Here is a 22,501-nt window from a genome sequence, read left to right as displayed (position 1 = left end):
CGCAGTCAGGCGCTCAGGCCCAGGGCACGTTTGACGGGCGCAAAGCTGCGGCGATGGTGTTCCGTGGCGCCGTACTGCGCCAGTTTCTCTAAGTGTAAGGCCGTTGGATAGCCTTTATGTTTCGCAAAGCCGTATTCGGGGAACGCGCGATCCAGTTCCGCCATTTCGCGATCGCGGGAAACTTTAGCGATAATCGAGGCGGCGCTGATTTCCGCCACCAGGCCGTCTCCTTTGATCACCGCCATGCTGGGCACTGGCAGAGTTGGACAGCGATTGCCGTCGATCAGCACATACTCCGGCGCAATCGCCAACCCGGCCACGGCGCGCTGCATGGCGAGCATGGTGGCATGCAGGATATTAAGCTGATCGATCTCATGGGGTTCAGCGCGCCCCAGACTCCAGGCCAACGCCTTTTCGCAAATCTCATCATGTAACGCCTGACGACGCTTCTCGGAGAGTTTTTTCGAATCCGCCAGCCCGGCAATGGGGCGTTCGGGATCGAGGATCACCGCAGCGGTCACCACGGCGCCAACCAGCGGGCCGCGCCCAACTTCGTCAACCCCGGCCACCAGCCGGGTGTGGGGATAGACAAATTCCATCATTGCGCCAGCTCCAGTACCGCTTGTGCCGCCTGCTCATCCGCGTTACAGCGGATCTGCTCATGCAACTGGCGGAAGATATCATGCATTTCGTGGCGCGTTTCACTCTCTTCAAGCAACGGAGTCAATGCCTGGGCCAGTAATTGCGGCTCACACTCCTCCTGGAGCAGCTCTTTCACCAGCTCACGCCCGGCCAGCAGGTTAGGCAGCGACACATAATCGGTTTTCACCAGCCGCTTCGCCAGCCAGAAGGTGAAAGGCTTCATACGATAACCCACCACCATTGGACATTTTGCCAGCATACATTCCAGCGCGGCAGTGCCGGATGCCAGCAGCGCGGCATCGCTGGCAATCATCGCCTCGCGGGCCTGTCCGTCCAGCAGTCGCACCGGCAGCTCTGGCGCCACCTCGGCCAGGATACGCTCAAACTGCTCGCGGCGTTTGCTGTTCACCAGCGGAACCAGTACTTCAAGGTCGGGAAAATGGCTGCGCAGCAGCTGAGCAGTCTTCAGAAAGTCGGCGCTAAGCATCTCAACTTCCGCCCCGCGGCTACCAGGTAACAGCGCCAGGCAGCGGGCCTCATGGGCAATACCCAGCACGTCACGGGCACCGTTTTTATCGGGATCCAGCGGCATGGCATCCGCCATGGTGTGACCGATAAAGCGGCAGGGAACGTTGAATCGATCGTAAAACGCTTTTTCAAAAGGCAGAAAAGCCAGCACCAGATCGGTGGCTCGCCCTATTTTGAAAACGCGTTTCTGACGCCACGCCCAAACGGAGGGGCTGACGTAGTGAATAGTCTTAATGCCGCGCTGTTTAAGTTTTCCTTCCAGAGTGATGTTGAAGTCCGGCGCATCGATACCGACAAAGACATCCGGCTGCAATTCGCTAAAGCGGCGGGTCAGATCGGCGCGAATCTGAAGCAGACGGCGCAGACGGCCAAGCACTTCGACAATGCCCATCACCGCCAGCTCTTCCATCTCATACCAGGCTTCGCAGCCTTCCGCCTGCATCAGCGGCCCCACCACGCCAACGAAGCGCGCATCCGGTACTTTAGCCTTCAGCGCGCGGATCAGACCGGCACCAAGAATATCGCCGGAGGTTTCTCCGGCGACCAGGGCGATAGTAAGAGGACGACCCGTTTTCATTGGCGTGGCGACACCCTAGCGAATCAGACCGCGAGTGGAACGTTCAAAGAACGCCACAAAAGGCTGAACTTCAGGGTGCTTAGCCGCCAGAGCTTCAATTTCCGGGCGAGCTTCATCCAGGGTTTTTCCACTACGGTACAGCAACTTATAAGCGTTGCGGATGGCATGTAGCGCCTCTTTGCTGAAGCCGCGGCGCTTCAGCCCTTCGATATTAACGCCGAAGGGCGTCGCATGGTTGCCCTGAGCAATCACGTAGGGCGGCACGTCCTGCGCTACGCCGGAACAGCCCCCGACCATGACATGGGCACCGATGATGCAGAACTGATGTACCGCGGTCATGCCGCCAATGATGGCGTAATCGTCCACGGTGACATGGCCGGCCAGCGTCGCATTGTTCGCGAGGATACAGCGATCGCCTACCTGACAGTCATGCGCCACATGGGCATTGATCATCAGCAGGTTATCGCTACCCACCTTCGTCAATTCCCCCCCTTGCGCGGTACCGCGATGGATGGTGACGCTTTCGCGAATGCGGTTGCGATCGCCAATCTCCACACGCGTCGGTTCGTTCGCGTACTTCAGATCCTGATTCACTTCACCAATAGAGGCGAACTGGAAGATCTGATTGTCGCGGCCGATTTTGGTATGGCCGTTAACGACAACGTGCGATTTCAGCACGGTGCCTTCGCCGATCTCAACGTTCGGACCAACCAGCGAGTACGGGCCAATATGGACTCCGGCGCCGATAACGGCCCCCTCTTCCACAATGGCGGTGGGATGAATAAAGGCGGATTTATCAATCACGAATTAGGCCTCCCGGTTACGGGCACACATCATGGTCGCTTCACAGACAACCTTACCGTCAACTGTCGCCACGCCTTTAAAACGCGTCAAACCGCGGCGAGTCTTTTCAAAGGTCACTTCCATGATCATCTGATCGCCAGGAGAGACAGGGCGCTTGAAGCGAGCCTCGTCGATGCCGGCAAAGTAGTACAGTTCACCCGGCTCCAGTTTGCCAACGCTTTTAAACGCCAGAATACCGGTGGCCTGCGCCATTGCTTCAAGAATCAGCACGCCAGGGAAAATCGGTTTACCAGGGAAATGCCCCTGGAAAAACGGCTCATTAACCGAAACATTCTTCACCGCGCGCAGAAAGCGGCCTTCTTCGAAATCCAGTACGCGGTCAACCAGCAAGAACGGAAAACGATGCGGCAGAAGCTCCAGAATCTCTTCAATGCGCAGAGTATGTGTGTCAGTATTCAAAATACTCTTCCTGTCAAATGTACATTACATAAGGGACAATAATAACACGGCCCGCGGCGATCCGGAGATCGCTGGCAGGCCGCGAATCTGGCTCTGTATTCAGGTGTAATGAGTGAGCGGTGCGGTGGACTTAGTCCTGATTAACTTTTCGCTCTACCGCCTTGAGGCGTTTGCTCATCTCATCGATATTCATCACCAGCGCTGCGGTTTTACGCCAGACTTTATTAGGTTGCAGCGGAATACCTGATGAATAAACACCGGGTTCCGTAATGGGGCGCATCACCATGCCCATACCCGTTACGGTCACCTTATCGCAGATCTCCATGTGACCATTGATCACACTGGCACCGCCAATCATACAGTAGCGACCAATTTTCAGGCTGCCCGCCATAATGACGCCGCCTGCAACCGCGGTATTGTCGCCAATCACCACGTTATGTGCAATCTGACACTGGTTATCAATAATGACGCCGTTGCCAATCAGAGTATCGTCCAGCGCACCGCGGTCGATAGTGGTGCAGGCACCAATCTCTACCCGATCGCCGATGATCACCCGGCCTAGCTGCGGGATCTTCACCCAGTTACCGCGATCGTTGGCATAGCCAAAGCCATCGGACCCGATAACGGTACCAGACTGCACCAGGCACTGTTCGCCGATTTCCACTTCATGGTAAACGGTGACATTGGCCCACAGTCGCGTGCCAGCGCCAATGCGGGTATTTTTTCCCACAAAGCACCCCGGGCCGACGATCGCGTCGTCGCCCAGCACCACACCGGATTCAATCACAGCGTTGGCGCCGACCGCCACATTGTTTCCAAGCTTCGCGCTCGGGTCGATCACAGCAGCAGGCGCGATATTCTGCGCGGGTTTTGGCGTGGTGTCCAGAATCTGCGCCATGCGCGCGTAAGTCAGGTAGGGATTTTTAACGATCAGTGCCGCACTCCGGGCATAAGGGAGGTCGGCTTCCGTCATAACGATCGCAGACGCCTGGCAATCCGCCAACTGCTCACGGTAGCGGGGATTAACCATAAATGTAATCTGCCCCGCAACCGCAGACTGCATAGATGCCACACCGGCGATGGCGATATCGCCATCGCCGTGCAATTCGGCATCCAGCTGCTGTGCAAGGTCAGCCAGTCGAATTGAAGGCATGAATTATTTAACCTGCTTCAGCACATCAGCGGTGATATCTTTAACATCGCTACCGTGGTAGGCGATGCTGTTGGCATCCAGAACCACGTCGATATCTTTATCGTCAGCCACTTTCTTCACAGCAGTCTGGATACGAGTCACCAGTTTGCCGCGTTCTTCGTTGGAGCGACGAGCGCGATCCTGCTCGAAGGCCTGCGCTTTGGCAGAGAACTTCTCGCGATCGGCCATGACTTCTTTTTCCAGGCTGCTATTCTTGCCTTTGGAATTCTGCAGACGCTGCATTTTGGATTGCAGGCTGCTTTCCATAGTCTGCAGTTCGCTCGCACGGCCTTTGAATTCGTTCTCCAGCGTTTTGGTGGTCCCGGTGCTCTGGGCTACCTGCTGAAACAGATTCGCCATGTTAACCACAGCGATGGTATCCGCAGCCTGTGCAGATGCAGCCATAGCCAGACCAAGACCTGCAGCAATAAACCACTTTTTCACTATAAACTCCTTACCATCCCATACGTACCCGCAGGTACCCGTTTTATGCGGACTCCGGCAGGGGGTATTCCCGCCCGGAGCCTTCGCTATACTGAAACGTGCGCCTTTTTTTCGGCGACGTTACCAGGTTTTACCGATATTAAACTGGAACTGCTCCGCTTTGTCGCCATCGTACTTCTTGAACGGCTGAGCGTAAGAGAAGACCAACGGCCCCAGCGGCGACATCCACTGTACGGCGATACCGGCAGACATACGAATGTTGCTCGGATCGCTGTAGTCCGGAATACCGGCTGCGCGGGTTTGCGCGGTATCATTCCACTCGGTATCCCAGACCGTACCTGCATCCACGAAGAAAGAGGTACGCACCGAGTTGGCGTACTTCTCGCTCAGGAACGGCGTCGGGGTGATCAGCTCAAGGCTGGCCACGCCCATGGCGTTACCGCCGATAGCATCGTCAGATTCACAGACCGCCGATCCGGAACAGTAGCGGTTATCCGGGCCATAGTAAGCGGCCTTCGGACCGATGTTGTTAGACTGGAAGCCGCGCACCGTGCTGGAACCACCGGCGTAGAAGTTCTCGTAGAACGGCAGCTCTTTACCGCCCAGACCGTCGCCGTAGCCCCAACGGGTACGACCCAGTACCACCCACTTGCGATCCTGATCGATAGGCATGTAGGTCGCGGTATCCAGCGTTACCTTATAGAACTCGTTGTCGGAGCCCGGAATGGTCACTTTACCATTCAGGTTAACGCGTGAACCTTTGGTCGGGAAGTAACCACGGTCAAGGTTGTTGAAGGTCCAGCCGTAGTTAAAGGTGAAATCGTCCGCCGAGAAGTCATCATCCTTACCTGAGTTGGACGGATGTTCACCCTGGGCATTCAGATAACGCCACATCGCAACCTGAGGCTGCATATCGGAAAGGTCGTTGTGGACATAGCCCAGACCGACGCGCAGCGTGTTGTATTCGTTGATCGGGAAGCCCAGCGTACCGTCAAGGCCGTAGCTCTTGTTGGTGTACGTGGAGAGATCCGCATCATCCGCTTTAAAGTCGTTGTAGAACAGACGACCACCCAGACTCACCCCATCCACCGTAAAGTACGGGTTGGTGACCGCGAGTTCCGCGTAAGTCTGGTAGTCGTTCTTGGTACCGTTGATCCCGACCGAATAGCCCGTACCCAGCCAGTTATCCTGCTGAACACCCGCCTGGAAGCTCACGCCACTCTCAGTACCGTAACCGATACCAAAGTTCAGACTACCGGTGTTACGCTCTTTCACCTTGTAGACCACGTCTACCTGGTCCGGGCTACCCGGCACGCGCTGAGTCTCGGTATCCACGGTTTCGAAGTAACCGGTACGGTTCAGACGCTCTTTCCCCTGGTCGACCAGGTTACTACCCAGCCACGCCCCTTCCATCTGGCGCATTTCGCGACGCAGTACGGAATCCTTGGAGGTGTCGTTACCTTCGAATCGAATCTTACGCACGTAGTAACGGTTGCCGGCATCGACGCTGACGTGCAGTTTAACTGTCTTGTCGGCATCGTTGATCTCTGGTTGAGTCTGAACGCGCGGGTAAGCATAACCATAGCGACCGAGCAGTTTCTTAATGTCGTCCTCCATGCGGGTCACTTTAGTGCCGTTATAGAGTTCGCCTGGCTCGATTTTGGTCAGCTTTTCGATTTCCGCTGAGTGGCCCGCCAGATTACCGTTGACCTGAACGCCCGACAGCTTGTACTGCTGGCCTTCAGTGATGTTCACGGTAATGTAGATGCCTTTTTTGTCCGGCGTCAGGCTGACCTGAGTAGAGTCGATATTGAAGCGCGCATAGCCGCGATCGAGGTAGAAACTGCGCAGGGTTTCGAGGTCGCCCGCCAGCTTCTGCTTCTGGTATTTACGATCGCCGACCACGTTCCACCAGGGAACCTCGTCGCGCAGTTGGAAATTCGAGATCAGCTCTTCGGTGCTGTAGGCGTGGTTACCCACAATGTTGATCTGCTGGATCCTGGCCGAAACCCCTTCCTGGAACACCAGTTTCAGGTCGACGCGGTTACGCGGCAGCGGCGTGACAACAGCTTTCACGCTGGCGCTGTATTTACCCACGCTGTAGTAGAAATCCTCCAGCCCTTTCTCGATATCGGACAGGGTGGTGCGATCCAGAGATTCCCCCACGCGCACGCCTGAGGCTTCCAGGTTCTGCTTCAGCATATCGTCCTTCACCGACTTGTTGCCGGAGAAAGTAATGCTGGCGATGGTTGGACGCTCCTTCACCTGAACCAGCAGCGTATCGCCGTCGCGCAGTACCCGCACATCTTCGAAGTTACCGGTGGCAAACAGTGAGCGGATGGTATTACCGATATCATCGTCCGTTACCGTATCGCCAACGCGCACCGGCATGCTGAGGAGGGCCGCACCAACGGCGACTCGCTGCAGGCCTTCGAAATGAATATCTCTCACTACGAACCCGTCTGCACCGTATACGGTGGCGCTGCTGAAGAGCAGCGACGCTATGAGCAACTTTTTCATCGCCATCGTTGTTATGCGTTCTTCCTAACCCAAATCTCTCTTATAACCGAGAGAAATCATTGAAAAGTGCAAGCCCCATTAACAACACCAGCAAAATTGAGCCAATGCGATAACTAAAGTCTTGAACTCGCTCGGAAACCGGCCCGCCTTTCAGCTTCTCAATCGCCAGAAACAGCAGATGTCCACCGTCCAGAACAGGCAGCGGGAACAGGTTAATAATTCCCAGATTGACGCTAATCAGCGCCAGAAACATCAGGAAGTAGATCAACCCGTAGTCCGCTGACATCCCCGCCCCCTGGGCAATCGAGATTGGCCCACTGAGGTTGTTCAGTTTTACGTCACCGGTTATTAATTTCCCCAGCATGTTAACCGTCAGCTTCATCAACTGCCATGTCTTGTCCGTGGCTTCGACGACAGCGGTAAACGGCCCATACTGGCGCACTGTCTTGTACTCGTCTGGCAGCGGGGTGACCTGTGGTACGACCCCTGCAAAACCTTCCGCCTTCGCTTTACCCGGTTTTGTATCCGGTATCAGCGTTAAAGACAAGGTCTTCCCTTGCCTTTCGACTTCTATCTCTAGCTGGCGCCCCGGATTATCGCGCACCAGCTTAACAAACGTCATCCACTCTTTCAGCGGCTGACCATCGACTTTAACGATCCTGTCGCCAGCTTGCAAACCGGCTTTAGTCGCTGCCGATTGCTCCTGAACCTGAGCCAACACAGGTTCAACCGTCGGACCGCGGGGGATGATACCCAGCGAGGAGATGGGATCCTGGCGGTCTGGTTCAAAGTGCCAGTCCCGCAGATTAAGCGTTTTCTCACTCACCTGGTCGCTGCCAAAGGGCGCCACCGCTACCCGGGCCGATGCATCGCCAATCTTGCCGACAAAAGCGAGACGAACTGCATCCCAATCAGGCGTTTCGATACCGTCAACGGCCTTAAGTTCCATACCTGGCGCAATTTGTGCCTGTGCGGCCACGGAACTGGCGGTTATTTCACCAACAACCGGACGAACGCTGGGGATACCGATGATGAAAACCAACCAGTAGGCGATGATGGCAAACAGGAAATTCGCGATGGGACCGGCAGCGATAATCGCCGCCCGCTGCGAGACCCGCTTATTATTGAAGGCCTGATGGCGCATCTCCGGTAGCACCGGCTCCACGCGCTCATCCAGCATTTTGACATAGCCGCCCAGAGGGATTAGGGCGATAACAAATTCGGTTCCCTGCTTATCGACCCTGCGCCACAGCGCTTTGCCGAAACCGATAGAGAAGCGTTCCACGCGCACGCCACAGCGCCGGGCAACCCAGAAATGGCCAAACTCATGCACGGTGATCAACACACCAAGCGCAACGATAAAAGCCGCCAGATTCCATAGGATGCTCAGCATAGCGAAATGTCCCTTTAAACCGTTCTGAAAACCAGCAGTAACAGACAGGCGAAAACCGGCACCGCCGCCGTCAGGCTATCGATGCGATCCAGAATACCACCGTGACCGGGAATCAGGTGACCACTATCCTTAATATCCGCTTCACGTTTAAACATACTTTCCGTTAAATCGCCCAGTACCGAAGCCAGGGCAGCAAAAATAGAGCAGACAAACAGCGTGGTCGGCGCCACTTCCAGGTTGGCCCAGGAGCCGAACAGCCAGGCAATGACCGCAGAGGTGAACAGTCCGCCGATAAACCCCTGCCAGGTCTTCCCCGGCGACACCCGCGGCGCCAGCTTATGGCGGCCGAACATCTTACCGAAGACATAGGCGCCTGAATCGGCTCCCCATACCAGCAGCATCACATACAGCAGCCAGATAGCTCCGGTGTAGTGATTAACATCGTAGTGCCAGTTGCGCAGTACCAGCATCCCCCAGAAAAAGGGCACGATGGTCATTACGCCGAAAACCAGACGCAGAACGCGCGAATTGCGCCATCTTCCCGCAGAAGCGGGATAAAACAGGACCAGCACCAGCGCCACAATCCACCAGGCCAGTGAAGCCCAGAGGATACCGGAAATCAGCGGCAGCTGCGCGCTATGGTGATGATATTCAGGCAGGGTATAGAGCATGGCGGCTAATATCAGGCCGCAGAGTACCGCCAGCCAGACCCGCTGCGAACGGCTTTTAAACCCACTCAGTTGCCCCCACTCCCAGGCGGCCAGCATACAGACCACAAGCAGAGTAATCGCGAAGCCAACCGGCGGTAGCCACAATAGCGCGGCGATCACCGCGGGAATCAGAATTAAAGCGGAAATCAGGCGATACTTCAGCAAAAGCTCCCCCCATCAGGCATAGCTGCCACCGGGTGTCGTGCCGCCAAAACGTCGCTCGCGATTTGCAAAGGCATGCAACGCACCTTCAAAGTCTTGTTCATCGAAATCAGGCCAGAGAACATCGGTAAAGTAGAGTTCAGCATAGGCTATCTGCCACAACAGAAAGTTGCTGATACGGTGCTCTCCCCCTGTCCTAATCACTAAATCTACGGGAGCCAGCTCATTCATGCAGATCTGCTGGTTTAGCATCTCTTCATCGATTTGCTCGGGCGTCAGGACACCGTCCTGAACCTGGGTGACCAGGCGCTTCACTCCCTGAATAATATCCCATCGTCCGCCATAGTTCGCAGCGATATTCAGCGTCAGACCGGTGTTTTGAGCCGTCAGCGCTTCAGCTTTACGGATACGTTCCTGCAGTCGGGCGTTAAAGCGCGAGGTATCGCCGATGATACGCAGCCGCACGTTGTTCCGGTGCAGGTTCTTCACCTCGCTATCCAGGGCCCAGGCGAACAGATCCATCAGGGAGCTGACCTCCTGCGCGGGACGGTTCCAGTTTTCGCTGCTGAACGCATAGAGCGTCAGCGCGCTGACGCCATTATTGGCAGCAAAAGAGACCGCACGCCGGACCGATTTGGCACCGGCCTTATGGCCAAAGACCCTCATCTTCCCTTGTCTTTTCGCCCAACGGCCATTGCCATCCATAATAATGGCGACATGGCGTGCTCCATGCGCAGGTGAATTTTCGCTTAATGGTTGGTTAGCAGACAACATAACGCGTTTAATTTCCCTGATAAGGATTAAGCGGTTCTCAGGAATACAGAAGCCTTCACGTAAAAAAGCCGTGTCAACCACGGCTTAACTACCTGATAAGCACCAATGAGCTTCCATTGGGTGGCGCAGACTATATCACCTCAGCCCTGGACCCACAAATATACCCTGCATACTTCGGGTATAACGGTGCCGCTTTATCAATGCGTAAAGCGTGCAACTTTTGCCGATGCCAGTGCCCGCGCCTCGCTGTCCACCCCCAATACTTCTTCCACGCTGCGGGGTTCCGGTACGGCGATAGTCGCCAGCACATCACGGTTTAGCGCCGCAATATCAGTGAACGTAATGGCGCCCTCCAGGAAAGCAGCGACGGCAACTTCATTCGCCGCGTTCAGCGCGGTCGTCGCTGCCTGCCCCTGTCCAAATGCCGTCACGGCCAGTTGCAGACAGGGGTAGCGCTGCATATCCGGAGCCTGGAAGCTGAGCGAACCGATCCGGCAAAAATCCAGCGGTTGAACGCCGGAATTTACCCGATCCGGGTAAGCCATAGCATGCGCAATAGGCGTACGCATATCCGGCTCCCCCAGTTGCGCCAGCACGCTGCCGTCCTGGTAGCGCACCATCGAATGAATCACCGATTGCGGGTGAATCAACACCTCCATCTGCTCGGCAGAGGCGTTAAATAACCAGCGGGCTTCTATGTATTCGAGACCTTTGTTCATCATGGTGGCAGAATCGACAGAGATTTTACGTCCCATCGACCAGTTCGGATGCCGACAGGCCTGTTCCGGGGTTATCGTCCCGAAGCTCGCCAGCGGCATTTCCCTGAACGGGCCACCTGACCCGGTAAGGATAATTGAGCGGACCCCATTTTCCTCCAGGTCAGCGTATCCCAGCTGTTGCTGAATTGTTTCGGGCATACTCTGAAAAATGGCATTATGTTCGCTGTCGATGGGCAAAAGTTGCGCGCCTGACAGCTTTACGGCATCCATGAACAGTCGGCCGCAGGTCACCAGTGATTCTTTGTTCGCCAGTAGCACCTGTTTACCGGCCCGGATCGCCGCAAGCGTCGGCAGCAGACCGGCAGCACCGACGATCGCCGCCATCACCTGGTCAACCTCATCCAGCGCCGCCATATCGCAGGCGGCTGACCTACCGGACAGCACCTCGGTACGGCTTCCCGCCTCTTTCAGGCGCCTGCCAAGATCGCAGGCGCTGGCATCATCGTTCATTACCGCATAGCGCGGCTGGAACTCAAGGCACTGAGAAAGCATGCGGGAGACGTTGCTTCCTGCCACCAGCGCGGAAACGGCGAACCGTTCGGGATTGTGGCGAACCACGTCGAGGGTGCTGCAACCGATAGAGCCGGTCGAGCCAAGAATGGTCAAATGCTTCATGAAATGCTCTGAAACCCGGAGGTATGTATCAAACGCACGGCTCAGCCGCACAGCCTAAAAAGCAAAAAACGCCGTCAGTTCAGACCGTTTGACTGGCCTCCCTGTACGGCGTTTTTTCATATACTCGTCATACTTCAAGCCGCCTCTTTGTTGGCTGCCTTCGCTCACCCCGGTCACATAGTACGGCTATGCTCCCGGGGATTCACTCAGTTGCCGCCGCAATGCAACTTGAATTATTTAGAGTATTGCTTTCGAAGAGTGATTAGAATTCCATCAGCTCTTTTTCTTTATCTGCCAGCGCCGCATCAATCTTTTTGATAGCCGCGTCGGTCAGCTTCTGAACTTCATCCTGAGAACGACGTTCGTCGTCTTCGCTGATCTCTTTATCTTTCAGCAGCGCTTTGACTTTATCGTTAGCGTTACGGCGAACATTACGTACCGACACGCGTGCATCTTCAGCATCGCCGCGAACCACTTTGATCAGATCTTTACGGCGCTCTTCAGTCAGCGGCGGCAGCGGCACACGAATATCGCTCCCTGCTGAGCTCGGATTCAGGCCCAGATCGGAGGTCATGATCGCTTTCTCGACCGCAGCAGAGATAGAGCGATCAAACACGTTGACTTTCAGCGTGCGGGTGTCTTCCACGGTGACGCTGGCCAGCTGGCGCAGCGGCGTGGGCGCGCCGTAGTATTCCACCATAATGCCGTCCAGCAGGCTTGGGGAAGCACGACCGGTACGGATTTTGCTGATCTGGTTTTTAAACGCTTCCACGCACTTGTCCATGCGTACATCGGCGTCTTTTCTGATATCGCTAATCACGTTATAAGTCCTTGAAAACTGGTTGTCAGGCTGCCCGCACCGCCTGCAGCGGAGTGCTTAAGTATAGCGCTCTTTGCCGGGCCGACCTGTGAGAAATCGATTTCGAAGGCGGAATCTTACCCTGATTCCAGGCAAACGAAAATTAGTCCGTAATCAAAGTGCCTTCTTTTTCACCCATGACCACCCGACGCAGCGCGCCTGGCTTATTCATGTTGAAGACGCGAATCGGCAATTTATGATCGCGGGCCAGCGTAAAGGCGGCCAGATCCATTACTTTCAGCTCTTTCTCCAGCACGTCCTGATAGTGCAACTGATCATACAGGGTCGCGTTCGGATCTTTTACCGGATCGGCCGAGTAGACGCCATCGACCTTAGTCGCTTTCAACACCACATCGGCTTCGATCTCGATACCACGCAGGCAGGCGGCCGAATCGGTGGTGAAGAAGGGGTTACCGGTGCCAGCGGATAAGATAACCACGCGGCCATTGCGCAGCAGGCTGATCGCCTCGGCCCAGCTGTAGTTGTCACACACGCCGTTCAGCGGAATAGCAGACATCAGACGGGCGTTCACATAGGCGCGGTGCAGCGCGTCGCGCATGGCCAGGCCGTTCATCACGGTAGCCAGCATGCCCATGTGATCGCCGACTACGCGGTTCATACCGGCTTCGGCCAGTCCCGCGCCGCGGAACAGGTTGCCGCCGCCAATAACCACCCCGACCTGGATCCCTAACTCAACCAGCTCTTTAATTTCCTGAGCCATACGGTCCAGTATGCTTGCATCGATACCGAAGCCCTCTGCACCTTGCAGCGCTTCGCCGCTCAGCTTAAGCAGAATGCGTTTATAGACGGGTTTTGCATTGGTAGCCATGTTTCTTTCCTGGAACAATCAACGAATGGGATGGTTAAGTCTGGCGACAGAGTGTTGTCGCATTACGATCAAAGCGGAATCAGAGCAGACTGATAATGGCCTCTGACCGTGTTGCCCGTTTGCCGCCAGGACCAGAGGAAATTCCCGGCGACCGGAATTCAGGCGTTGTCCGTAAAAAAGAGCCGCCCGCAGGCGGCTCCTTTAACAGCATTACTGCTTGGACATTGCAGCGACTTCGGCAGCGAAGTCAGCTTCAACTTTCTCGATGCCTTCACCCACTTCAAAGCGGATGAAACCAGTTACGTCAGCGCCTTTCTCTTTCAACAACTGACCTACGGTTTTGCTCGGATCTTTAACGAAAGCCTGGCCGGTCAGAGAAACTTCGCCGGTGAATTTCTTCATACGGCCTTCAACCATTTTCTCTGCGATCTCTTTCGGCTTACCGGACTGCATCGCGATGTCCAGCTGAACCTGGTACTCTTTCTCTACTACTTCAGCAGACACATCTTCCGGCTTCACGAATTCCGGCTTGCTGGCAGCAACGTGCATCGCCAGATCTTTCAGCAGCTCTTCGTCAGCGCCGGTAGCGGCAACCAGAACGCCGATGCGAGCGCCGTGCAGGTAGTCACCCAGCTCTGCGCCTTCCAGAATTGAAACGCGGCGGATGTTGATGTTCTCACCGATTTTAGCAACCAGCGCCACACGCTCGTCTTCGAACTGGGCTTTCAGAACTTCAACGTCAGTGACTTTGCCGTCAGCGGCTGCATCCAGAACTTTGTCTGCAAATGCCTGGAAACCACCGTCTTTAGCAACGAAGTCGGTCTGGCAGTTAATTTCCAGAATCACGCCATAGTTGCCGACGATTTTGGTTTTAACGACGCCGTCAGCAGCCACGTTACCTGCTTTTTTCGCCGCTTTGATAGCACCCGATTTACGCATGTTCTCAATAGCCAGGTCGATGTCGCCGTTAGCTTCGACCAGCGCTTTTTTACAATCCATCATGCCTGCGCCGGTACGCTCGCGCAGCTCTTTTACCAGGGAAGCGGTAATATCAGCCATTATTTAATCCTCGATTATCTCGTGCGGTGAGATCACCCCTGCCCCCAGCGGAGACAGCGGTATAGTGCGACTCATCAAAGGATAGCCTGACAAGCCGGACTCAAACAAAAAAGGGGCCTGAGACAGGCCCCCTAACCAAACTTTTTATACCTGGTTAATAAGGGCTCTAAAAGAGCGAACCTTATTATTCAGCTTCTACGAAGCTTTCTTCAGCCTGAGTTGCCAGGTCCTGAGAACGGCCTTCGCGGATAGTCGCGGAAACAGCGTTCAGGTACAGGCTAACAGCGCGAATTGCATCGTCGTTACCCGGGACAACGAAGTCAACACCGTCCGGATCGGAGTTGGTATCAACGATAGCGAATACCGGGATACCCAGGTTGTTGGCTTCTTTGATAGCGATGTGCTCGTGGTCTGCGTCGATCACAAACAGTGCGTCCGGCAGGCCGCCCATGTCTTTGATACCGCCCAGGCTGTTTTCCAGCTTGTCCAGTTCACGGGTACGCATCAGCGCTTCTTTTTTGGTCAGCTTGTCAAAAGTGCCGTCCTGAGACTGAGTTTCCAGGTCTTTCAGACGCTTGATGGACTGACGAACGGTTTTCCAGTTGGTCAGCATGCCGCCCAGCCAGCGATGGTTCACGAAGAACTGATCGCAGTTGGTTGCAGCTTCTTTTACCGCTTCGCTTGCAGCGCGCTTAGTACCAACGAACAGAATCTTACCTTTACGGGAAGAGATTTTGCTCAGCTCAGCCAGAGCTTCGTTGAACATCGGTACAGTTTTCTCAAGGTTGATGATGTGAACTTTGTTACGCGCGCCGAAGATGAACGGTTTCATTTTCGGGTTCCAGTAACGGGTCTGGTGACCAAAGTGAACACCAGCCTTGAGCATATCGCGCATGGAAACAGTTGCCATGTTTAAACCTCTATAGATTAAGTGGGGTTATGCCTCCACGTATCCCATATTACCGACTCCGAAGAGCACCCCGGAATATGTGTCGATACGTGTGTGTTATACACAAAGTGAGTTTTCGTCTGTTCCGTTCCGTATGGTATGTACTATACGAAATAGAATTCCGGCGCGCTTTATACCACAAACCAGCGCCGGACTCCAATAGTTGTTGCCTGGTCGCGGATAGCATCATTAGCAATTTGGCTACCTGGATCTGCCCTGATACCATTACCGCTATCATTAATTATTGTCGAAACCCCGACACAGCGGATCTCATTGCATGGCAATCTCAATCAAAACCCCTGAAGATATCGAAAAAATGCGCGTTGCCGGTCGTCTGGCCGCCGAAGTTCTGGAGATGATCGAAGCCCACGTGGTGCCCGGCGTCACCACCGGCGAGCTGGACAGCATCTGCAACGACTATATCGTCAACGAACAGCACGCGGTTTCCGCCTGCCTGGGCTATCATGGCTTTCCGAAATCGGTCTGCATCTCGATCAACGAAGTGGTGTGCCACGGTATCCCCAGCGACGATAAGCATCTGAAAGAGGGCGACATCGTTAATATCGACGTGACCGTCATTAAAGATGGCTTCCATGGCGATTCATCCAAAATGTTTATCGTTGGTAAGCCAACAATTCTTGGCGAGCGTCTGTGCCGCATCACCCAGGAGAGCCTCTACCTGGCGCTGCGTATGGTGAAGCCGGGTATCCGCCTGCGTTCGCTGGGCGCCGCGATTCAGAAATTTGTTGAAGCAGAAGGTTTCTCTGTGGTGCGCGAATACTGTGGCCACGGCATCGGCGAAGGCTTCCATGAAGAGCCGCAGGTGCTGCATTACGATGCCGATGACGGCGGCGTGGTGCTGAAAACCGGTATGACCTTTACCATCGAGCCGATGGTCAACGCCGGCGACTACCGCATCCGTACCATGAAAGATGGCTGGACGGTGAAAACCAAGGATCGCAGCTTGTCTGCACAGTATGAGCATACTATTGTGGTCACCGAGAACGGCTGCGAGATCCTGACCCTGCGCAAAGATGACACCATCCCGCGCGTGATATCGCATGATGAATAACATCTGAAGCCGGCGCACGCCGGCTTTTTTATGGGCCCCCGCATGGATAACAGTTCCCCTCATCTGAATATGACCCGGGCCACCCTCCCCGGTCAGCCGGAAAACCCCAATACCTGGCAAGAAGCGTGTTTCGACCTCGATACACTACGCCCCCACCTGGATGACTTCCATCAGTGGCTGGGTCGCGCCTTTGACGACGGCGTAGCGGTAGACAAGCTCATCAGCGCCCGAACCGAATTTATCGATCAGCTCCTGCAACGCCTGTGGCGCCACGACGGCTTTGGTGATGTGCCCGGCCTGGCGCTGATTGCCGTAGGCGGCTATGGTCGCGGCGAACTGCATCCACTGTCGGATATCGATCTGCTTATTCTGAGTCGCGAACCGCTGCCGGAATCTCTGGCGCAGAAAGTCGGTGCCCTGATTACCACGCTTTGGGATCTGCGTCTGGAGCCCGGCCACAGCGTCCGCACCCTGGATGAATGCCTGCAGGAAGGACTTAACGACCTGACCATCGCTACCAATCTGATCGAGTCTCGTCTGCTTACCGGCGACGTCACGCTGTTCCTTGAGATGCAGAAGCAGGTGTTCAGCGACGGTTTCTGGCCGTCGGAGCAATTTTTCGCTGCCAAAGTGACGGAGCAGGAGGAGCGCCACCAGCGCTATCACGGCACCAGCTATAGCCTGGAGCCGGACATTAAAAACAGCCCCGGCGGCCTGCGCGATATTCATACCCTGCAATGGGTGGCCCGACGCCACTTTGGCGCCACGTCATTGAATGAGATGGTCGGTTTCGGCTTTCTGACCGACGCCGAACGCGCCGAACTGAATGAGTGTCAGATTCAACTGTGGCGCATCCGCTTCGCGCTGCATCTGGAGCTCAACCGCTACGACAACCGCCTGCTGTTCGACCGCCAGCTGAGCGTCGCCCGGCGTCTGAACTATAGCGGCGATGGCAATGCGCCGGTCGAACAGATGATGAAGAACTTCTATCGCGTGATGCATCGGGTCAGCGAGCTGAATCAGGTGCTGTTGCAGCTGTTCGACGAAGCGATTCTGGCGCTACCCGCCGATGAAAAGCCCCGCCCTATCGACGACGATTTCCAGCTGCGCGGCTCGCTTATCGACTTACGTGATGAAACCCTGTTTATGCGCGAACCTCAGGCGATTCTGCGCATGTTCTACACTATGGTGCGCAATCGCGAGATTAGCGGTATCTACTCCACCACTCTGCGCCAGCTGCGCCACGCCCGCCGTAATCTGAAACAACCGCTGTGCTATATTCCGGAAGCCCGTGAGCTGTTTCTGGCAATGCTACGCCACCCGGGAATGGTACGCCATGGCCTACTGCCAATGCACCGCTACAGCGTACTTTGGGCCTATATGCCGCAGTGGGGCCATATCGTCGGCCAGATGCAGTTTGACCTGTTTCACGCCTATACCGTGGATGAGCACACCGTCCGGGTCTTACTGAAACTGGAAAGCTTTGGCGATGAAGAAACCCGCCTGCGCCATCCGCTGTGCGCCAATCTCTGGCCGCGGCTGAGCCACCCCGAACTGATTTTTATCGCCGCGCTGTTCCACGACATTGCCAAAGGTCGCGGCGGTGACCACTCGGTGCTGGGCGCTCAGGACGTTCGGGCCTTTGCCGAACTGCACGGCCTGAACTCCCGCGAAAGCCTGCTGGTCGCCTGGCTGGTGCGCCAGCATCTGTTGATGTCGGTCACCGCCCAGCGCCGCGACATTCAGGATCCGGAAGTGATCAAACAGTTCGCCAAAGAGGTGCAGAGCGAAAATCGTCTGCGCTATCTGGTATGTCTGACGGTAGCGGATATCTGCGCCACCAACGAAACCCTGTGGAATAGCTGGAAGCAGAGTCTGTTGCGCGAACTCTACTTCGCCACCGAAAAGCAGCTCAGGCGCGGCATGCACAACACGCCCGATATGCGCGAGCGGGTGCGTCATCATCAGAGCCAGGCGCTGGCCTTGCTACGAATGGAAAGCATCGACGAAGAGGCGCTGCACCGGATCTGGCGTCGCTGCCGCGCCAGCTACTTTGTACGCCACAGCCCCAACCAGTTGGCCTGGCATGCCCGGCATCTGCTGCGCCACGATCTGGAGCAGCCGTTGATCCTGCTCAGCCCCCAAGCCACCCGCGGCGGTACCGAAATCTTTATCTGGAGTCCGGACCGCCCTTATCTGTTCGCTGCCGTCTGCGGCGAGCTGGACCGTCGTAATCTGAGCGTCCACGATGCCCAGGTTTTCACCACCCGCGACGGTATGGCGATGGATACCTTTATCGTACTGGAGCCGGACGGCACGCCACTTTCCGCCGATCGCCACGAGGCCATCATTCAGGGGCTGGAACAGACCATCACCCAGCGCTCCTGGCAGCCGCCGCGCCCGCGCCGCCAGTCGGCCAGGCTGCGCCACTTCAATGTACCGACCGAAATCGCTTTTCTGCCAACCCATACCGAGCGCCGCTCCTTTATGGAGCTGATCGCCCTCGATCAGCCAGGTCTGCTGGCTATCGTCGGGCAGATCTTTGCCGATCTGGATATCTCCCTGCACGGCGCACGCATCTCCACCATCGGCGAACGGGTGGAGGATCTGTTTATTCTCGCCAACGCAGAAGGGCGCGCGCTGGGGGAGGATCTGCAGCGCGAAGTACAGCAACGGTTGACAGAGGCCCTTAATCCAAACGATAAAGGGTAACTTCTTTTAAGTGACAATTAGCCATCAGGAAAGAGCAAAACAATGCAGCAGCTTCAAAAAGTGATTGAGTCCGCTTTCGAGCGCCGTGCCGACATTACACCGGCCAACGTTGATTCCGAAACCCGCGATGCCGTTAATCAGGTTATCGCTCTGCTCGACAGCGGTGAGCTGCGCGTAGCCGAGAAAGTTGACGGTCAGTGGGTGACCCATCAGTGGCTGAAAATGGCGGTCCTGCTCTCCTTCCGCATTAATGATAATCAGGTGATGGAAGGGGCAGAAAGCCGCTATTTCGACAAGGTGCCAATGAAATTCGCCGGCTACGACGAAACGCGCTTCCAGAAGGAAGGATTCCGCGTGGTACCGCCAGCGGCAGTGCGTCAGGGCGCCTTTATCGCCCGCAACAGCGTACTGATGCCTTCTTACGTTAACATCGGCGCTTACGTCGATGAAGGCACCATGGTGGATACCTGGGCAACCGTGGGCTCCTGCGCCCAGATCGGCAAAAACGTACACCTGTCCGGCGGCGTGGGTATCGGTGGGGTACTGGAGCCGCTGCAGGCTAACCCGACCATCATCGAAGACAACTGCTTTATCGGTGCGCGCTCCGAGATCGTCGAAGGGGTTATCGTTGAAGAAGGCGCCGTTATCTCTATGGGCGTATACATCGGCCAGAGCACCAAAATCTATGACCGCGAAACCGGCGAAGTCCACTACGGTCGCGTTCCGGCTGGCTCGGTAGTGGTTTCCGGCAACCTGCCTTCTAAAGATGGCAAATATAGCCTCTATTGCGCAGTCATCGTCAAGAAGGTTGACGCCAAAACCCGTGGCAAGGTAGGTATCAACGAACTGCTGCGCTCGATCGACTAAGCGACAGTTATCCATTATCAGGGCGGCCCGGATTCCGGCGCCGCCTTTTTTATTCAGCAGCCAGTCCCTCGCCGGATATAATAACATGCGCCCCAGCACCAGGAATATTCTCCCAACACAGTCGATTGTCTTAATTATTTACCATATTGATTTCCAGTAACTAATCCAGCAAGTATTCTCCGTAACCAGAATAAAATCCTAAAACATCATCAATATAAAAACAGGAAAATAGCCATAAAATAAAAACATTATTTTATCTGTCACGCTTGTATCCAGTCCAGAGCAATAAAAACAGCGATAATTACAGAGTCTGCTCTGGCACAGAGCTATCCCCTGCCACATCTACCCCACCGCTTTTTTAAGACGCTTTCAGGAAAAAACCGGAAACAATACCCCCATTATCTTATTAGGAATATTCTTCGTGTGCTCACGCAACAAATAACGCCGCTTGCCAGTTATGTCATTTTATTTACATTATGCTTGGCATCATTATTGTTTGTAAGATTATATTTAGCACGACGCTAATTGATAGCGCACTCTCAATGGAATTATTTCAAACAGGATTGATACAATGAAAAAAATCGCACAGCTCACGGTTGTTGCTGCTCTGTTAGCTACTCTGACAGGCTGTACCGGTAGCATTTACAATAAAGAGAAGAACTGCGACTACGATTACCTTCTGCATCCGGCAATTTCTATCTCTAAAATTATTGGTGGCTGTGGCCCGGTAGACAAGTAAGTCTTGCGGGTTACCCGATGGTGTAAAGCCGACCCCTGCGGTCGGCTTTTCTGTTTCCTCTCCCGTAATGTCGAATTTTTGATATCAGAACTGGCAAAAAAACCGCTTTCCGTTAACTATCTACTGGATGCTCTCGTCTCGCTTAAAGGGGAAAACGCCACTATGTACGATAATCTGAAAAGCCTCGGCATCACTAATCCGCAAGAGATTGACCGTTACAGCCTGCGCCAGGAGGCGAATAACGACATCCTGAAGATCTACTTTCACAAGGATAAAGGCGAGTTCTTCGCCAAAAGCGTGAAGTTTAAATATCCGCGCCAGCGCAAGACGGTCGCCGCAGGCGGTACCGGACAGGGATATCGGGAAGTCCAGGAGAGCAGCCCCAATCTGCGCTACGTGATCGATGAACTCGATCAAATCTGCCAGCGCGAGCGTAGCGATGTCGATCTGAAGCGCAAGATTCTTGACGATCTGCGCCATCTGGAAAGCGTGGTAGCCAACAAAATTACCGAGATCGAAGCCGATCTCGAAAAGCTGACCCGCAAATAATTTTAGCTGACGCCGCCCACGCCCTGCTGCTCATCCAGTTGCAGGGCGATATACAGTAGTAGCCGATCGTCGAAGTGACTCAGATTAAGCCCCGTCAGTTCCGCCACCCGATTCAACCGGTATTCCAGCGTATTACGGTGAATAAACAGCGCCCGTGAGGTCGCCAGCGGCTGTACATTGTGACGGAACCAGGCGTTCAGGGTACGGCGCAGCAGCCCGTTGTTGTCCATCGATTTCAGCCTGGCCAACGGCCGGGCCAGCTCATTAGCCTGCCAGCCGCCACGCAGGCCATCGAGCAACACCGGCAGCATCAGATCCTGATAAAAATAACAGCGCTGTTCCGGCATCCTCTGCTTACCCACCATCATAGTAGTGCGGGCCGTTCGCCAGGAACGGGCTATCGCTCCCTGGCCGGTAAAGTAGTTACCCAGCGCGATACGAAAACGTGGATGACCGCTCTCTTCCATGCGGGACAGCAGTTGCTCCACCCGACGTCGGTGATCGTCTGCATCCCAGCGCCCAAAGGCGTTTAGCGCCGGTTTCAGCACCACCATTTCCGTCAGCGAAACAATAGCGATCAGGTTATTTCGCTCCGGCGTGGTCAGGGCGTTTTGCAGACGCTGCAACTCCTCCATGGCGCTGTCGACCCCCAACTGCCCGCTGTCTACCTCAACCACGGCCACTACCCGTGGCTGATTCAGGTCAATTCCCAGCCGCTGGGCCCACTCCACCAGCGCAGGCGTGTGCTCTTCCGCCTGAATCAGGTTCATCACCAGCTCTTCACGCAACCGCCGATCCTGGGCCAACAGATGCATCAGCCTTGACTGCTCCAGCATCATCTCCGCCGTCATACAGACCAGTTCGCCGTACTGACGCAGCGTTTCCGGTGCGCCGGTCAACCCGATTACGCCGACAATGTCCCCTTCCAGACGTAGCGGCAGATTAATCCCCTGACGTACCCCGTGCAGATGGCGCGCCACCGCGTCGTCGATATCCACAACCCGCCCCTGTGAGAGCACCAGCAGCGCACCTTCATGCAATTCGCCAACTCGCTCCTGATCTCCGCTGCCAATAATTCTGCCGCGTGCGTCCATGACGTTGATATTGGTATCGATGATACGCATCGTCCTGTCGACGATCTCCTGCGCCATCAGGTCATTCAGGTGCCAGTCTGCCATAATCCCCTCCTCCCGCTAATCGACGTTCTAGCATAGGCCAGAGAGAAGGCAATAACATTGTGCAAATGCCCAAAGCGCAACAGAGGGAT

General features: G+C 55.3%; 21 protein-coding genes. 5 read left to right on the top strand and 16 right to left on the bottom strand.

Going from position 1 to position 22,501, the window contains the following annotated elements; all coding sequences use genetic code 11:
* Nucleotides 1-5: 5 nt before the first annotated feature.
* The 15 genes from rnhB to rpsB form a co-directional block, all read right to left on the bottom strand.
* Complete coding sequence (gene rnhB, locus FEM41_RS10070) at nt 6-602, bottom strand: ribonuclease HII (protein WP_138095852.1); 597 nt, start codon at nt 600-602, stop codon at nt 6-8.
* Nucleotides 599-1,747, bottom strand: coding sequence for a lipid-A-disaccharide synthase (lpxB, locus tag FEM41_RS10065; protein WP_138095851.1), 1,149 nt, complete (start codon nt 1,745-1,747; stop codon nt 599-601). The genes rnhB and lpxB overlap by 4 nt, the downstream gene beginning before the upstream one ends.
* 15 nt (nt 1,748-1,762) lie before the next feature.
* Nucleotides 1,763-2,551, bottom strand: a complete 789-nt coding sequence (lpxA, locus tag FEM41_RS10060) for an acyl-ACP--UDP-N-acetylglucosamine O-acyltransferase (protein ID WP_138095850.1) — start codon at nt 2,549-2,551, stop codon at nt 1,763-1,765.
* A 3-nt stretch (nt 2,552-2,554) separates the two neighbouring features.
* Nucleotides 2,555-3,010 (bottom strand): 3-hydroxyacyl-ACP dehydratase FabZ, encoded by a 456-nt coding sequence (fabZ, locus tag FEM41_RS10055; RefSeq protein ID WP_138095849.1) that lies wholly within the window; start codon nt 3,008-3,010, stop codon nt 2,555-2,557.
* 130 nt (nt 3,011-3,140) lie between these two features.
* Nucleotides 3,141-4,163: a UDP-3-O-(3-hydroxymyristoyl)glucosamine N-acyltransferase gene (lpxD, locus tag FEM41_RS10050; RefSeq protein WP_138095848.1), complete on the bottom strand. Its 1,023-nt coding sequence runs from the start codon at nt 4,161-4,163 to the stop codon at nt 3,141-3,143.
* 3 nt (nt 4,164-4,166) lie between these two features.
* Nucleotides 4,167-4,646 carry a molecular chaperone Skp gene (gene skp, locus FEM41_RS10045; RefSeq protein WP_138095847.1) on the bottom strand — a complete coding sequence of 160 codons (480 nt, stop codon included), beginning with the start codon at nt 4,644-4,646 and terminating at the stop codon, nt 4,167-4,169.
* Nucleotides 4,647-4,766: 120 nt separating this feature from the next.
* The gene (bamA, locus tag FEM41_RS10040) at nt 4,767-7,172 is read right to left on the bottom strand and encodes an outer membrane protein assembly factor BamA (protein ID WP_138095846.1); all 2,406 of its coding nucleotides are present in this window, start codon (nt 7,170-7,172) and stop codon (nt 4,767-4,769) included.
* 34 nt (nt 7,173-7,206) lie between these two features.
* Entirely contained in the window at nt 7,207-8,559 is a 1,353-nt protein-coding gene (rseP, locus tag FEM41_RS10035) for a sigma E protease regulator RseP (RefSeq protein WP_138095845.1), read from the bottom strand.
* A gap of 14 nt (nt 8,560-8,573) precedes the next feature.
* Entirely contained in the window at nt 8,574-9,434 is an 861-nt protein-coding gene (gene cdsA, locus FEM41_RS10030; RefSeq protein WP_138095844.1) for a phosphatidate cytidylyltransferase, read from the bottom strand.
* A 12-nt stretch (nt 9,435-9,446) separates the two neighbouring features.
* Nucleotides 9,447-10,205 carry a (2E,6E)-farnesyl-diphosphate-specific ditrans,polycis-undecaprenyl-diphosphate synthase gene (gene ispU, locus FEM41_RS10025; protein ID WP_138095843.1) on the bottom strand — a complete coding sequence of 253 codons (759 nt, stop codon included), beginning with the start codon at nt 10,203-10,205 and terminating at the stop codon, nt 9,447-9,449.
* Between the two features lie 197 nt (nt 10,206-10,402).
* Nucleotides 10,403-11,599, bottom strand: coding sequence for a 1-deoxy-D-xylulose-5-phosphate reductoisomerase (gene ispC, locus FEM41_RS10020; RefSeq protein ID WP_138095842.1), 1,197 nt, complete (start codon nt 11,597-11,599; stop codon nt 10,403-10,405).
* Between the two features lie 262 nt (nt 11,600-11,861).
* On the bottom strand, nt 11,862-12,419 hold the full coding sequence (gene frr, locus FEM41_RS10015) for a ribosome recycling factor (RefSeq protein ID WP_138095841.1): 558 nt from the start codon (nt 12,417-12,419) through the stop codon (nt 11,862-11,864).
* Between the two features lie 142 nt (nt 12,420-12,561).
* On the bottom strand, nt 12,562-13,287 hold the full coding sequence (pyrH, locus tag FEM41_RS10010; protein ID WP_138095840.1) for a UMP kinase: 726 nt from the start codon (nt 13,285-13,287) through the stop codon (nt 12,562-12,564).
* Between the two features lie 210 nt (nt 13,288-13,497).
* Nucleotides 13,498-14,346: a translation elongation factor Ts gene (gene tsf, locus FEM41_RS10005; RefSeq protein ID WP_138095839.1), complete on the bottom strand. Its 849-nt coding sequence runs from the start codon at nt 14,344-14,346 to the stop codon at nt 13,498-13,500.
* A 184-nt stretch (nt 14,347-14,530) separates the two neighbouring features.
* A complete protein-coding gene (gene rpsB / locus FEM41_RS10000) occupies nt 14,531-15,256 on the bottom strand; it encodes a 30S ribosomal protein S2 (RefSeq protein WP_138095838.1) in 726 nt (241 codons plus the stop codon).
* 316 nt (nt 15,257-15,572) lie between these two features.
* Between rpsB and map the strand changes: the two genes are divergently transcribed.
* The 5 genes from map (at nt 15,573) to FEM41_RS09975 (ending at nt 21,234) form a co-directional block, all read left to right on the top strand.
* Nucleotides 15,573-16,367 (top strand): type I methionyl aminopeptidase, encoded by a 795-nt coding sequence (gene map, locus FEM41_RS09995; RefSeq protein WP_138095837.1) that lies wholly within the window; start codon nt 15,573-15,575, stop codon nt 16,365-16,367.
* 42 nt (nt 16,368-16,409) lie between these two features.
* The gene (gene glnD, locus FEM41_RS09990) at nt 16,410-19,079 is read left to right on the top strand and encodes a bifunctional uridylyltransferase/uridylyl-removing protein GlnD (RefSeq protein ID WP_138095836.1); all 2,670 of its coding nucleotides are present in this window, start codon (nt 16,410-16,412) and stop codon (nt 19,077-19,079) included.
* A gap of 42 nt (nt 19,080-19,121) precedes the next feature.
* Complete coding sequence (gene dapD / locus FEM41_RS09985) at nt 19,122-19,946, top strand: 2,3,4,5-tetrahydropyridine-2,6-dicarboxylate N-succinyltransferase (RefSeq protein ID WP_138095835.1); 825 nt, start codon at nt 19,122-19,124, stop codon at nt 19,944-19,946.
* Nucleotides 19,947-20,517: 571 nt separating this feature from the next.
* On the top strand, nt 20,518-20,685 hold the full coding sequence (locus FEM41_RS09980) for a YhfL family protein (RefSeq protein WP_138095834.1): 168 nt from the start codon (nt 20,518-20,520) through the stop codon (nt 20,683-20,685).
* A gap of 162 nt (nt 20,686-20,847) precedes the next feature.
* A complete protein-coding gene (locus FEM41_RS09975) occupies nt 20,848-21,234 on the top strand; it encodes a DUF3461 family protein (protein WP_138095833.1) in 387 nt (128 codons plus the stop codon).
* A gap of 2 nt (nt 21,235-21,236) precedes the next feature.
* Here the strand turns inward: FEM41_RS09975 and FEM41_RS09970 are convergent, their stop codons facing one another.
* Nucleotides 21,237-22,412, bottom strand: coding sequence for a CdaR family transcriptional regulator (locus tag FEM41_RS09970; RefSeq protein ID WP_138095832.1), 1,176 nt, complete (start codon nt 22,410-22,412; stop codon nt 21,237-21,239).
* Nucleotides 22,413-22,501: the final 89 nt, after the last annotated feature.

This window comes from Jejubacter calystegiae (assembly GCF_005671395.1).
In the GTDB taxonomy this organism is placed as follows: Bacteria; Pseudomonadota; Gammaproteobacteria; order Enterobacterales; family Enterobacteriaceae; genus Jejubacter; species Jejubacter calystegiae.
This window is presented reverse-complemented; position numbering and strand designations above follow the sequence as displayed.

What these genes read in the sequence shown, in the direction of transcription:
- rnhB (WP_138095852.1), bottom strand. Translation starts at nt 602, where the DNA reads ATGATGGAATTTGTCTATCCCCACACCCGGCTGGTGGCCGGGGTTGAC.
- lpxB (WP_138095851.1), bottom strand. Translation starts at nt 1,747, where the DNA reads ATGAAAACGGGTCGTCCTCTTACTATCGCCCTGGTCGCCGGAGAAACC.
- lpxD (WP_138095848.1), bottom strand. Translation starts at nt 4,163, where the DNA reads ATGCCTTCAATTCGACTGGCTGACCTTGCACAGCAGCTGGATGCCGAA.
- bamA (WP_138095846.1), bottom strand. Translation starts at nt 7,172, where the DNA reads ATGGCGATGAAAAAGTTGCTCATAGCGTCGCTGCTCTTCAGCAGCGCC.
- rseP (WP_138095845.1), bottom strand. Translation starts at nt 8,559, where the DNA reads ATGCTGAGCATCCTATGGAATCTGGCGGCTTTTATCGTTGCGCTTGGT.
- ispU (WP_138095843.1), bottom strand. Translation starts at nt 10,205, where the DNA reads ATGTTGTCTGCTAACCAACCATTAAGCGAAAATTCACCTGCGCATGGA.
- ispC (WP_138095842.1), bottom strand. Translation starts at nt 11,599, where the DNA reads ATGAAGCATTTGACCATTCTTGGCTCGACCGGCTCTATCGGTTGCAGC.
- pyrH (WP_138095840.1), bottom strand. Translation starts at nt 13,287, where the DNA reads ATGGCTACCAATGCAAAACCCGTCTATAAACGCATTCTGCTTAAGCTG.
- tsf (WP_138095839.1), bottom strand. Translation starts at nt 14,346, where the DNA reads ATGGCTGATATTACCGCTTCCCTGGTAAAAGAGCTGCGCGAGCGTACC.
- rpsB (WP_138095838.1), bottom strand. Translation starts at nt 15,256, where the DNA reads ATGGCAACTGTTTCCATGCGCGATATGCTCAAGGCTGGTGTTCACTTT.
- map (WP_138095837.1), top strand. Translation starts at nt 15,573, where the DNA reads ATGGCAATCTCAATCAAAACCCCTGAAGATATCGAAAAAATGCGCGTT.
- glnD (WP_138095836.1), top strand. Translation starts at nt 16,410, where the DNA reads ATGGATAACAGTTCCCCTCATCTGAATATGACCCGGGCCACCCTCCCC.
- dapD (WP_138095835.1), top strand. Translation starts at nt 19,122, where the DNA reads ATGCAGCAGCTTCAAAAAGTGATTGAGTCCGCTTTCGAGCGCCGTGCC.
- FEM41_RS09980 (WP_138095834.1), top strand. Translation starts at nt 20,518, where the DNA reads ATGAAAAAAATCGCACAGCTCACGGTTGTTGCTGCTCTGTTAGCTACT.
- FEM41_RS09975 (WP_138095833.1), top strand. Translation starts at nt 20,848, where the DNA reads ATGTACGATAATCTGAAAAGCCTCGGCATCACTAATCCGCAAGAGATT.
- FEM41_RS09970 (WP_138095832.1), bottom strand. Translation starts at nt 22,412, where the DNA reads ATGGCAGACTGGCACCTGAATGACCTGATGGCGCAGGAGATCGTCGAC.